This window comes from Telluria sp. RT2P19 (genome assembly GCF_059685725.1).
This window is the reverse complement of sequence record NZ_JCASIL010000022.1, coordinates 1-12909: the sequence shown is the minus strand read 5'-3', so window position 1 is coordinate 12909 and position 12909 is coordinate 1. Positions and strand designations below refer to the sequence as shown.

The following is a 12909-nucleotide window of genomic DNA, read 5'->3' as shown; positions in this document are numbered from 1 at the left end:
AACGCCGTTGAGCTTGGCGGTGGCGACAAGGTCTGGAGTCATCTCGATAAAAAAACGGCACCCGTAGGTGCCGTTTTCATAAGCCATCAGGCTAAGATTGCCGAAGCGATCACTCGCCGTCGTTGTGCTGCTCAGCCGAAGCCTGCGCAGTCTGCTGGTCTTCCATCGCCTGCAGCTCGGCAGCCATATTGGCCTTCTCTTGCTGCAGCAGTGCCTGGCGCTCTTCCGCTTCCCACACTTCCTTCTCCTTGCGGGCGCGGTGGAATGCCAGACCGGTACCGCCAGGGATCAGGCGGCCGACGATGACGTTCTCTTTCAGGCCGCGCAGACCGTCGCGCTTGCCCATGATCGCCGCTTCGGTCAGCACGCGGGTGGTTTCCTGGAACGATGCGGCCGAGATGAACGAGTCGGTCGACAGCGATGCCTTGGTAATACCCAGCAGCACGTTTTCGTACGTGGCCGGCAGCTTGCCGGCTGCGGTGACCTTGTCGTTTGCATCCAGCAGTTCCGAACGTTCCACCTGCTCGCCGACGATGTAGTCGGTGTCGCCTGCTTCGGTGATCTGAACACGACGCAGCATCTGGCGAACGATCACCTCGATGTGCTTGTCGTTGATCTTCACGCCCTGCAGACGGTACACGTCCTGCACCTCGTCCACGATGTAGCGCGCCAGCGCTTCGATACCCAGCAGGCGCAGGATGTCTTGCGGATCGGCCGGGCCGTCCACGATCATCTCGCCCTTGTTCACCACCTGGCCGTCGTGCACCAGCACTTGCTTGTCCTTGGTAATCAGGAACTCGTGCTTGTTGCCGTCCATGTCGGTGATTTCCAGGCGCTGCTTGCCCTTGGTCTCTTTACCGAACGCCACAGTACCGGTGACTTCCGCCAGCATGCCCGCGTCTTTCGGCGAACGTGCTTCGAACAGTTCGGCGACGCGCGGCAGACCACCGGTAATGTCGCGGGTCTTCTGCGATTCGGTCGGGATACGTGCCAGCACTTCACCCACGGTCGCTTGCTGACCGTCCTTGACCATGATCAGCGCGCCGACCTGGAAACCGATCGTCACGGCGTGTTCGGTGCCGGCGATCTTGACTTCCTGGCCTTCTTCGTTCAGCAGCTTGACCTGTGGACGCAGCACCTTGCCCGAACCACGACGCTTCGGATCGATTGCCACCAGGGTCGACAGGCCGGTCACTTCGTCGACCTGGCGAGCGACGGTGACGCCCTCTTCCACGTTCTCGAACTTGATCGTACCGGCATACTCGGTGATGATCGGACGGGTCAGCGGATCCCAGGTCGCCAGGGCGAGGCCGGCCTTGACGGTCTGGCCGTCCTTGACCAGCAGGGTCGCGCCGTACGGCACCTTGTGACGCTCGCGCTCACGGCCGTGGTCGTCGGTGATCAGCACTTCGCCCGAACGAGTAATGACGATTTGCGCGCCCTTGCCGTTGGTGACGTAACGCATGGTCGCGGTGAAGCGGACCGTACCGTTCGACTTGGCTTCGACCGACGATGCCACTGCCGCGCGCGATGCCGCACCACCGATGTGGAAGGTACGCATGGTCAGCTGGGTACCCGGCTCACCGATCGACTGCGCTGCAACGACACCGACTGCTTCGCCGCTGTTGACCAGCATGCCGCGGCCCAGGTCGCGGCCGTAGCACTTGGCGCACAGGCCGAAGCGCGTGTCGCAGTTCAGCGGGGTGCGGACCTTCACTTCGTCGATGCCGACGCGTTCGATCTCTTCGACCATGTCTTCGTCCAGCAGGGTGCCGGCTTCGTACAGGGTTTCCTGGGTTTCAGGATTGACGACATCGGTGCCCGTCACGCGGCCGAGGATACGGTCGCGCAGCGCTTCGATGACTTCACCACCTTCGACCAGCGCCTTCATGTGGGTGCCGTTGTTGGTGCCGCAATCGTCTTCGATCACCACCAGATCTTGCGTCACGTCCACCAGACGACGGGTCAGGTAACCCGAGTTCGCGGTCTTCAGTGCCGTATCCGCCAGACCTTTACGAGCGCCGTGGGTCGAGATGAAGTACTGCAGAACGTTCAGACCTTCGCGGAAGTTCGCGGTAATCGGCGTTTCGATAATCGAACCGTCCGGTTTCGCCATCAGGCCGCGCATACCCGCCAGCTGGCGAATCTGGGCTGCCGAACCACGGGCGCCCGAGTCGGCCATCATGTAAATCGCGTTGAACGATTCCTGGGTGCCTTCGGTGCCGTCGCGCTTGGTGACCGGCTCGATCTTGAGCTGGTCCATCATCGCCTTGCCGACTTCATCCGAGGTCTTGCCCCAGATGTCGACGACCTTGTTGTAACGCTCGCCGGCGGTGACCAGACCCGAGGCGTACTGCTGCTCGATCTGTTTCACTTCGGCTTCGGCGGTCGCGATCATACCCTTCTTGACGTCCGGGATCAGCATGTCGTCGACAGCGATCGAGATACCGGCGCGCGTTGCCAGGCGGAAGCCCGACTGCATCAGCTTGTCGGCGAAGACGACGGTCGCACGCAGGCCGCACTTGCGGAACGACGTGTTGATCAGCTTCGAGATCTCTTTCTTCTTGAGCGAGCGGTTCAGCACCGAGAACGGCAGGCCTTTCGGCAGGATCTCGGACAGGATCGCACGACCAACGGTGGTCTCGTAGCGGGTCAGGGTCTGGTCGAAGCCGCCTTCGGCGTTGCGTGGGTATTCCACGATACGCACGGTGATGCGGGTCGCCAGTTCGACTTCCTTGTTGTCGTACGCGCGGATGACTTCCGACACGTCCGGGAACATCATGCCCTCGCCCTTGGCGTTGATCGCCTCGCGCGACGCGTAGTACAGACCCAGCACGATATCCTGGGACGGCACGATCGATGGTTCGCCGTTCGATGGGAACAGGATGTTGTTCGACGCCAGCATCAGCGTACGTGCTTCCATCTGCGCTTCGATCGACAGCGGGACGTGGACTGCCATCTGGTCACCGTCGAAGTCGGCGTTGAACGCCGCGCAGACCAGCGGGTGCAGCTGGATGGCCTTGCCTTCGATCAGGACTGGCTCGAACGCCTGGATACCGAGACGGTGCAGCGTAGGCGCACGGTTCAGCATGATCGGATGTTCTTTGATGACTTCTTCCAGGATGTCCCAAACGACAGGTTCCTGGATCTCTACCAGCTTTTTAGCGGCCTTGATGGTGGTCGCGAGACCCATCAGTTCCAGCTTGTTGAAGATAAAGGGTTTAAAGAGCTCGAGGGCCATCAGCTTCGGCAGGCCGCACTGGTGCAGTTTCAGCTGCGGACCGACCACGATGACCGAACGGCCCGAGTAGTCGACGCGCTTGCCCAGCAAGTTCTGACGGAAACGACCGCCCTTACCCTTGATCATCTCGGCCAGCGACTTCAGCGGACGCTTGTTGGCGCCGGTCATCGCTTTACCGCGACGGCCGTTGTCCAGCAGCGAGTCGACCGCTTCCTGCAGCATGCGCTTTTCGTTACGCGTAATGATCTCTGGCGCGCGCAGTTCCATCAGGCGCTTCAGGCGGTTATTACGGTTGATGACGCGGCGATACAGGTCGTTCAGGTCGGACGTGGCGAAACGGCCACCGTCCAGAGGGACGAGCGGACGCAGCTCCGGCGGCAGGACCGGGAGCACTTCCATGATCATCCATTCAGGCTTGATGCCCGAACGCTGGAACGCCTCGAGCACTTTCAGGCGCTTGGCGTATTTCTTGATCTTGGCTTCGGATTTCGATTCCTTGAGTTCCACGCGCAGGGCTTCGGCATCGCGGTGGATGTCGATCGAGCGCAGCAGTTCACGGATACCTTCGGCGCCCATGAAGGCGGTGAAGTCGTCGCCGTACTCTTCGTACTTGGCGGCATAGTCGTCTTCCGACATGATCTGGCTCTTCTTGAGCGGAGTCATGCCAGGATCGGTCACCACGTATGCTTCGAAGTACAGCACGCGCTCGATGTCGCGCAGCGTCATGTCCAGAACCATGCCCAGACGCGACGGCAGCGATTTCAGGAACCAGATGTGGGCGACCGGCGAAGCCAGTTCGATGTGGCCCATGCGCTCGCGGCGCACCTTGGCCAGGGTCACTTCAACGCCGCACTTCTCGCAGATCACACCGCGGTGCTTCAGGCGCTTGTACTTGCCGCACAGGCATTCGTAGTCCTTGATCGGGCCAAAGATCTTGGCGCAGAACAGGCCGTCGCGCTCGGGCTTGAACGTACGGTAGTTGATGGTCTCTGGCTTCTTGACTTCGCCAAACGACCACGAACGGATTTTCTCAGGCGACGCCAGGCCAATCTTGATGGCGTCGAAACTTTCGTTTTGCTGAACTTGCTTGAATAGATCGAGCAGTGCTTTCATGTATCACTCCAAAGGTGATTGATTCTGTACTGAATACTACTACCGCCAGCTTCTCACCGATTTTCGCCGGTGCTTGCGCGCCCCGCCAACCCCTAAAAGCGTCATTCCCGCGCAGGCGGGAATCCAAGTTTGCCGGCGAACCACCGGGCTTAGGCTCCCGCCTGCGCGGGAACGACGTCAGAGGAGCAGCAGGCCGGGCCCGAAGGCTGGCGGCCATGCTGGCCCTGCTTAGTTGCGCTCGAGATCGATGTCGATACCCAGCGAACGGATTTCCTTGACCAGCACGTTGAACGATTCCGGCATGCCGGCGTCGATCACGTGGTCGCCCTTGACCAGGTTCTCGTACACCTTGGTACGGCCGTTCACGTCATCCGACTTCACGGTCAGCATCTCTTGCAGCACATACGATGCGCCGTACGCTTCCAGTGCCCACACCTCCATCTCACCGAAGCGCTGGCCACCGAACTGGGCTTTACCGCCCAGCGGCTGCTGCGTCACCAGCGAGTATGGACCGGTCGAACGGGCGTGCATCTTGTCGTCGACCAGGTGGTGCAGCTTCAGCATGTGCATGAAGCCGACGGTAACCTTGCGCTCGAACGCTTCGCCGGTGCGGCCGTCGAACATGGTGACCTGGTTCTTCGACGGCGTCATGCCCAGGTGGGCAGCGATGTCGTCAGGGAACGCCAGGTCCAGCATGCGGCGGATGTCTTCCTCGTGGGCGCCGTCGAACACCGGGGTCGCGAACGGCACGCCGTTCTTGAGGTTCGCCGACAGGGTCAGGATTTCTTCATCGCTGAAGCTGTCCAGGTCTTCCTTGCGGCCGGTTTCGTTGTAGATCTTGCCCAGGAAGGTGCGCAGGTCTGCCGCCTTCGCTTGCGCCTGCAGCATTTCGCCGATGCGCCAGCCCAGGCCCTTGGCTGCCCAACCGAGGTGGGTTTCCAGGATCTGACCGACGTTCATACGCGACGGAACGCCCAGCGGGTTCAGCACGACGTCGGCTGGACGGCCGTCCGCCATGAACGGCATGTCTTCCACCGGCACGATACGCGAGACCACACCCTTGTTACCGTGGCGGCCCGCCATCTTGTCGCCCGACTGCAGGCGGCGCTTGACGGCCAGGTAGACCTTGACCATCTTTTGCACGCCAGGCTGCAGCTCGTCGCCCTGGGTCAGCTTCTTGCGCTTTTCTTCAAAGGCCAGGTCGAACTGGTGACGCTTCTCGTTGATCGATTCCTTGATCGCCTCCAGGGCGTTCGCGGTGTCGTCCTCAGCCGGGCGGATGTCGAACCAGTGGAACTTGTCCAGGTCGGCCAGGTATTCCGAAGTGATCGCCGCGCCCTTGGCCAGCTTCTTCGGACCGCCGTTGACGATCTTGCCGACCAGCATACGCTCCAGACGCTCGAAGGCGTCGCCCTCGACAATACGCATCTGGTCGTTCAGGTCCAGGCGGAAGCGCTTGAGTTCATCGTCGATGATCTGCTGGGCGCGCTTGTCGCGCTGGATGCCTTCGCGGGTGAACACCTGGACGTCGATCACGGTGCCGACCATGCCCGAAGGCACGCGCAGCGAGGTGTCTTTCACGTCCGACGCTTTTTCGCCGAAGATCGCGCGCAGCAGTTTTTCTTCAGGCGTCAGCTGGGTCTCGCCTTTCGGGGTGACCTTACCGACCAGCACGTCGCCGGCCTGCACTTCGGCGCCGATGTAGACGATGCCCGATTCATCCAGGCGCGCCAGCTGGTTTTCCGCCAGGTTCGAGATGTCGCGGGTGATTTCTTCCGCGCCCAGCTTGGTGTCGCGCGCGACCACCGACAGCTCTTCGATGTGGATCGAGGTATAGCGGTCGTCCTTGACCACGTTTTCCGAGATCAGGATCGAATCCTCGAAGTTCAGGCCGTTCCATGGCATGAACGCCACCAGCATGTTCTGGCCCAGTGCCAGTTCGCCCAGGTCGGTCGATGCGCCGTCGGCAATCACGTCGCCACGGGCAACGCGGTCGCCAACCTGCACGATCGGACGCTGGTTGATGTTGGTGTTCTGGTTCGAACGGGTGTACTTGATCAGGTTGTAGATGTCGACGCCGACTTCGCCAGCCTGCGCTTCATCGTCGTTTACGCGGATCACGACACGGCCCGCATCGATGTAGTCGACCACACCGCCACGCAGCGCCTGCACGGTGGTGCCCGAGTCGACCGCCACGGTGCGCTCGATGCCGGTACCGACGACGGCTTTCTCTGGACGCAGGCAAGGCACGGCCTGGCGCTGCATGTTGGCGCCCATCAGTGCACGGTTCGCGTCATCGTGTTCCAGGAACGGGATCAGCGATGCTGCGACCGACACGATCTGGCCCGGCGCCACGTCCATGTACTGGATGCGCTCTGGCGAAACGAGGATCGTTTCGCCGGCTTCACGTGCCGACACCAGTTCGTCGACCAGGCGGCCTTCGTCGTTGATCGCGGCGTTCGCCTGGGCGATGATGTAGCGGCCTTCTTCGATCGCCGACAGGTATTCGATCTTGTCGGTGACCTTGGAATCGTCGACCTTGCGGTACGGGGTTTCCAGGAAGCCGTATTCGTTCAGGCGGGCGTACAGGGCCAGCGAGTTGATCAGGCCGATGTTCGGGCCTTCAGGCGTTTCGATCGGGCACACGCGGCCGTAGTGGGTCGGGTGCACGTCGCGCACCTCGAAGCCGGCGCGTTCGCGCGTCAGGCCGCCCGGCCCCAGTGCCGAGACGCGACGCTTGTGGGTCACTTCCGACAGCGGGTTGGTCTGGTCCATGAACTGCGACAGCTGCGACGAACCGAAGAATTCGCGGATCGCGGCCGAGATCGGCTTGCTGTTGATCAGGTCGTGCGGCATCAGGTTGTCCGCTTCGGCCTGGCCGAGGCGTTCCTTGACGGCGCGCTCGACGCGCACCAGGCCGGCACGGAACTGGTTCTCAGCCAGTTCGCCGACGCAACGCACGCGCCGGTTACCCAGGTGATCGATGTCGTCGACTTCGCCGCGGCCATTGCGCAGCTCGACCAGGATCTTGATCACGGCCAGGATGTCGTCGTTCGACAGCGTCATGTCGCCGGTCAGTTCGTCACGGCCGATACGGCGGTTGAACTTCATGCGGCCGACAGCCGACAGGTCGTAGCGTTCAGGCATGTAGAACAGGCCGTTGAACAGGGCTTCGACCGACTCTTCGGTTGGCGGTTCGCCAGGACGCATCATGCGATAGATCGCCACGCGCGCGGCGGTCTGGTCGGCGGTGTCGTCGGTGCGCAGGGTTTGCGAGATGTAGGCGCCCTGGTCCAGATCGTTGGTGTACAGCGTCTGGATGTCGGTCACGCTGGCGTCGCGCAGCTTGCCCAGCAGTTCTTCGGTCAGCTCGTCGTTGGCCACGGCGATGATTTCACCCGTGTCCTGGTCGACGATGTTGCGAGCCAGCACGCGGCCCAGCAGGTAGTCTTCTGGGACCGAGATCGACTTGATGCCGGCCGCTTCGATGTCACGGACGTGCTTGGCGTTGATGCGCTTGTCCTTGGTGACGATGGTCTTGCCCGACTTCGGATCGACGATGTCGAAGCGCGCGACTTCGCCGCGCAGGCGTTCGGAGACGAACTCGAGTTCGCCGCCATCGTTGCGCAGGGTGAAGTTGTCGAAGACGAAGAAGTTCGCCAGGATCTGCTCCGGCGTCATGCCGATCGCCTTCAGCAGGATCGTGACCGGCATCTTGCGGCGACGGTCGACGCGGAAGAACAGGATGTCCTTCGGATCGAACTCGAAGTCGAGCCACGAGCCGCGGTAAGGGATGATACGTGCCGAGAACAGCAGCTTGCCCGACGAGTGGGTCTTGCCGCGGTCGTGTTCGAAGAACACGCCTGGCGAACGGTGCAGCTGGGAGACGATGACGCGCTCGGTGCCGTTGATCACGAACGAACCGTTCGTGGTCATCAGCGGCAGCTCGCCCATGTAGACTTCCTGCTCTTTCATTTCCTTGACGACCGGCTTGGTCGGCGATTCCTTGTCCAGGATCACCAGACGCACCTTGGCGCGCAGCGGCGACGCGAAGGTCAGGCCACGTTGCTGGCACTCTTTCACGTCAAACGCAGGGTCACCCAGCACATACGACAGGAATTCGAGGCGCGCAAAACCATTGTGCGACACGATAGGGAAAATCGAGGAGAAGGCCGATTGCAGGCCTTCGTTCTTGCGCGAGGACGGAGCGAATTCGGCCTGCAGGAAGTTCTCGTAGGATTCCAGCTGGGTAGCCAGCAGGTAGGGAACGTTGTGAACGTTGGCGCGCTTCGCGAACGACTTGCGAATGCGCTTCTTCTCAGTAAATGAGTAGTGCATGGACACTCCGTGAGTGACAGAAAGGATGGAGAATTCAGGGATTGCCAGTGGCGAACGCCACTACCACACGCAAGGCCTGAAGTCTCTTACTCTTTCGCGCCAGATGAAAAGGACAAGCAAACTGCTGTGATACGATGCTGCTGAAACGGTATTACCTGTTCCCTGTCGCCACTAGATTCTGACGTTTGCCGCAGGGACGACAAAAGAGCCAAAGCCGCAATTCCCGCCTTCCGGCAGGTTTTGCAAGCTTTGACTCCCGCGCTGGGCACTTTTAGCAAGTGCCCGGTGCATATGTATTACTTCAGCTCGGCCTTGGCGCCAGCGTCTTCCAGCTTCTTCTTAGCGGCTTCAGCGTCAGCTTTTGGCAGGGCTTCTTTCACGGTCTTCGGTGCGCCATCGACCACGTCTTTGGCTTCTTTCAGGCCCAGACCGGTGATTTCGCGGACGGCCTTGATGACGCCGACCTTGTTCGCGCCGACTTCGGTCAGAACGACGTTGAATTCGGTCTGCTCTTCAGCAGCAGCTGCGCCGCCAGCGGCGCCGCCAGCTGCCGGTGCTGCCATTGCAGCGGCCGACACGCCGAACTTCTCTTCGAATGCCTTGACCAGTTCGTTCAGGTCCATGACGGACATTTCGCTCACTGCGTTCAGGATATCGTCTTTGCTAATTGCCATTTGAAACTCCAGTTTTGATGTGTATGTAGTTCAGTTAGTACTTGAGAAAAAAGGCTGTGCTTAAATCAAGCAGCAGCGGTTTCTTCGGCTGCAGGAGCAGCTTCCGAACCTTCGCCTTTTTTCGCTGCCAGTGCAGCCAGACCACGTGCAAAGCCCGACACCGGAGCCAGCATGACGCCCAACAGCTGCGAGATGAGGACTTCACGGGATGGGATGCTTGCCAACGCGGTAACACCAGCTACGTCGAGCTGCTTACCTGCGTAGTTACCGGCTTTGATGACCAGCTTGTCGTTGGTTTTAGCGAAGTCATTGATGACTTTTGCTGCAGCAACGGCGTCGTCCGAGATCGAGTAGATCAGCGGACCGGTCATGGAATCAGCCAGCGAGGCAAACTGCGTGCCTTCGACAGAGCGACGAGCCAGCGTGTTCTTCAGAACACGCAGGTACACGCCCTGGGCACGTGCGGTTGCACGGAGCTTGGTCAAGTGACTAACCTGGATGCCACGGTACTCAGCCACGACGATGGTTTGCGCAGTTGCTACTTTTGCGGAAACTTCTTCGACGACGACCTTTTTGTCATTCAGATTAAGACCCACGGTCAATCTCCTTAAATGATAGGGACGAGATGTCCTTATCGGTTCGAACACACGGCGTCCGAAGTTAAGAAGTCTTAAAACTGGGCGGATACATTCACACAGCTGGACTACAAAACTTGTTCGGGTACACCATCTGCGTTGGGTGGTCTATTAACCGTCAGCTCAACCTCTGCCTTCGGCCCAACGGTCTTTGATTGCCTGCCGGAGCGGTGTTCAGCCCCGGCAGCCCAAAGATGCGCCCTGCATTACACAGGGACTTAATACGGTAGAGCCTGGATCCCCGCCAAGGCGCCCGGCCAGGGCGGGGACGACGTGAACGCTAGGCGCCCACGTCGCTTGGATCCAGTTAGGCAGCAGCCGAGATCGAAGCGTGATCGACACGGACGCCAGCGCCCATGGTCGACGACAGGGCGACCTTACGCAGGTACACGCCTTTCGAGGTGGCCGGCTTGGCCTTGTTCAGGGCGTCGATCAGGGCGACCAGGTTGGTCTTCAGATCTGCGTCGCTGAACGACTTGCGGCCGATGGTCGCGTGGACGATACCTGCCTTGTCGGTACGGTACTGGACCTGACCGGCTTTGGCGTTCTTGACGGCGGTAGCGACGTCAGGGGTCACGGTGCCGACCTTCGGATTCGGCATCAGGCCGCGTGGGCCCAGGATCTGACCCAGGGTACCGACGATACGCATGGTGTCCGGCGAAGCGATGACGATGTCGAACGGCATGTCGCCGGCCTTCACGCGCTCTGCCAGGTCTTCCATGCCGACCACGTCGGCGCCGGCTGCCTTGGCAGCTTCAGCCTTGTCGCCCGAAGCGAACACGGCGACGCGCACGGTCTTGCCGGTGCCAGCTGGCAGCACGACCGAACCGCGAACCACCTGGTCCGACTTCTTCGGGTCCACGCCCAGTTGAACGGCGACGTCGATCGACTCGTTGAACTTGGCGGTGGCGAATTCCTTGATGATCGACACAGCGTTGTCGAACTCGTAGACCTTGTTACGGTCAACTTTTGCTTTGATTGCTTTGACGCGCTTGGACAGCTTAGCCATTACAGACCCTCCACCGTGATGCCCATCGAACGTGCCGAGCCAGCGATGATACGCACTGCTGCGTCCATGTCGGCGGCGGTCAGGTCCGGCTGCTTGGTTTTTGCGATTTCTTCGGCTTGAGCGCGGGTCAGCGACGCAACCTTGTCGGTGTGCGGCTTGGCCGAACCCTTGGTGATGCCGGCGGCCTTCTTGATCAGGTAGGTTGCCGGCGGGGTCTTCATCACGAAGGTGAACGACTTGTCGGCGAACGCGGTGATCACGACCGGGATTGGCATGCCTGGCTCGACACCCTGGGTCTGGGCGTTGAACGCCTTGCAGAATTCCATGATGTTCAGACCGCGCTGACCCAGTGCTGGACCGATCGGTGGGGATGGGTTTGCCTTACCAGCTGGAACTTGCAGCTTGATAAAGCCAATGATTTTCTTTGCCATGAAAGGCTCCTATCTTTGACTTGAGTAGTAGCGCCCCACCACGACTACTCGTCTCGGCGGGGCTCCTCTTACCGGATTCCGCCTACCTGCTGCGACGCTCCGATTGTAGCGTTTAGACTTTTTCCACCTGCCCGAACTCCAGTTCCACCGGAGTCGCGCGGCCGAAGATGGTGACTGAGACACGCACCTTCGATTTTTCGTAGTTCACTTCCTCGACGTTGCCGTTGAAATCGGTGAACGGGCCCTCTTTGATCCGGACCTGCTCGCCCACTTCGTACAGCACTTTCGGACGAGGCTTCTCGACACCCTCTTGCACCTGCTGCATGATCTTGTCGATCTCGCGCGCTGGGATCGGGGTCGGCTTGTTCGATTTGCCGCCGATGAAGCCGGTGACCTTGCTGGTGTTTTTCACCAGGTGCCAGGTTTCGTCGGTCATTTCCATCTCAACCAGCACGTAGCCCGGGAAGAAGCGGCGCTCGGAAACGGCTTTGGTTCCGTTGCGCATCTCGACGACTTCCTCGGTCGGCACCAGGATCTGGCCGAACTGTTCTTGCATGCCCGCGCGCTCGACGCGTTCGTTCAGGGCGCGCATCACGCTCTTTTCCATGCCCGAATAGACATGGACGACGTACCAGCGCTTGTTGCTGACCGGGACGCTCAGCGGTGCAGCAGCGTTCGAATCCGAAGCGCCAACCGCCGGAACTTCTTCCGGCGCTGCATTGTCTTGCACGTTATCGCTCATGTTATTTCCAACCCAGGACAAAGTCGTACAACAGGAGCTCGAGAAGTTTATCCGTGCCCCACAGGAAAATCGCCATCACGACCACGAAGGCGAACACGATGCCGGTGATCTGCATGGCTTCGCGGCGGGTAGGCCAGACGACCTTCTTGGTCTCGCGCACCGACTCCTTGGCAAAGCTCAGGAAATCACGGCCGGTAGTGGAAGTCCACAAAAGCAGGACAGCAAAAACTAAACCAGCCACGAGGGCGCCTGCGGCGACCAAGGCTGGTTTGTTCTGGCCAGTCAGGTAGAAGAACCCGACGACGCCTGCAATCGTTGCAACCACCGCCAGCGCGACCTTGAACTTGTCATTCGAGGTGCTGACAGTTTGCACGGATTGATTAGACATTCTTCTTTACTTTCGGTGCCTGGCACCAGAATTCGGTGGCAGGGGCGGAGGGAATCGAACCCGCGACCTTCGGTTTTGGAGACCGACGCTCTGCCAATTGAGCTACACCCCTACGAAAACTTTCCTGCTGAATCCAGCATTATACAGCAAGCGCGCGCTCGCTGGCAATGCTGTTTGAGGGAAACAGAACTACTTCCGTTTCCCTCGATCGCCACTTACTTAGGCGATGATCTTGGCAACCACGCCGGCGCCGACGGTACGGCCACCTTCGCGGATCGCGAAGCGCAGACCTTCTTCCATCGCGATCGGAGCGATCAGCTTGACGGTGATCGAGACGT

9 protein-coding genes and 1 tRNA gene are annotated in these 12909 nt (G+C 60.4%); all 10 read right to left on the bottom strand.

Annotated features, from left to right (window positions below; all coding sequences use genetic code 11):
- Positions 1-109 precede the first annotated feature (109 nt).
- Positions 110-4354: a DNA-directed RNA polymerase subunit beta' gene (gene rpoC, locus AC56KW_RS22015; RefSeq protein ID WP_497172785.1), complete on the bottom strand. Its 4245-nt coding sequence runs from the start codon at positions 4352-4354 to the stop codon at positions 110-112.
- A 228-nt stretch (positions 4355-4582) separates the two neighbouring features.
- Complete coding sequence (gene rpoB, locus AC56KW_RS22010) at positions 4583-8692, bottom strand: DNA-directed RNA polymerase subunit beta (RefSeq protein ID WP_497172784.1); 4110 nt, start codon at positions 8690-8692, stop codon at positions 4583-4585.
- A gap of 296 nt (positions 8693-8988) precedes the next feature.
- On the bottom strand, positions 8989-9366 hold the full coding sequence (gene rplL, locus AC56KW_RS22005; RefSeq protein WP_497172783.1) for a 50S ribosomal protein L7/L12: 378 nt from the start codon (positions 9364-9366) through the stop codon (positions 8989-8991).
- Between the two features lie 65 nt (positions 9367-9431).
- Positions 9432-9962, bottom strand: coding sequence for a 50S ribosomal protein L10 (gene rplJ, locus AC56KW_RS22000; RefSeq protein WP_109345476.1), 531 nt, complete (start codon positions 9960-9962; stop codon positions 9432-9434).
- A gap of 346 nt (positions 9963-10308) precedes the next feature.
- The gene (gene rplA / locus AC56KW_RS21995; protein WP_005663632.1) at positions 10309-11010 is read right to left on the bottom strand and encodes a 50S ribosomal protein L1; all 702 of its coding nucleotides are present in this window, start codon (positions 11008-11010) and stop codon (positions 10309-10311) included.
- Complete coding sequence (gene rplK, locus AC56KW_RS21990; protein WP_137172442.1) at positions 11010-11441, bottom strand: 50S ribosomal protein L11; 432 nt, start codon at positions 11439-11441, stop codon at positions 11010-11012. The genes rplA and rplK overlap by 1 nt, the downstream gene beginning before the upstream one ends.
- Positions 11442-11553: 112 nt before the next feature.
- Entirely contained in the window at positions 11554-12183 is a 630-nt protein-coding gene (nusG, locus tag AC56KW_RS21985; protein ID WP_497172782.1) for a transcription termination/antitermination protein NusG, read from the bottom strand.
- Between the two features lies 1 nt (position 12184).
- Positions 12185-12571 (bottom strand): preprotein translocase subunit SecE, encoded by a 387-nt coding sequence (gene secE / locus AC56KW_RS21980; RefSeq protein WP_290419684.1) that lies wholly within the window; start codon positions 12569-12571, stop codon positions 12185-12187.
- A gap of 36 nt (positions 12572-12607) precedes the next feature.
- A tRNA-Trp gene (locus AC56KW_RS21975) sits at positions 12608-12683 on the bottom strand.
- A 107-nt stretch (positions 12684-12790) separates the two neighbouring features.
- On the bottom strand, positions 12791-12909 hold a 119-nt coding region (locus tag AC56KW_RS21970), incomplete at its 5' end, for an EF-Tu C-terminal domain-related protein (protein WP_497172691.1).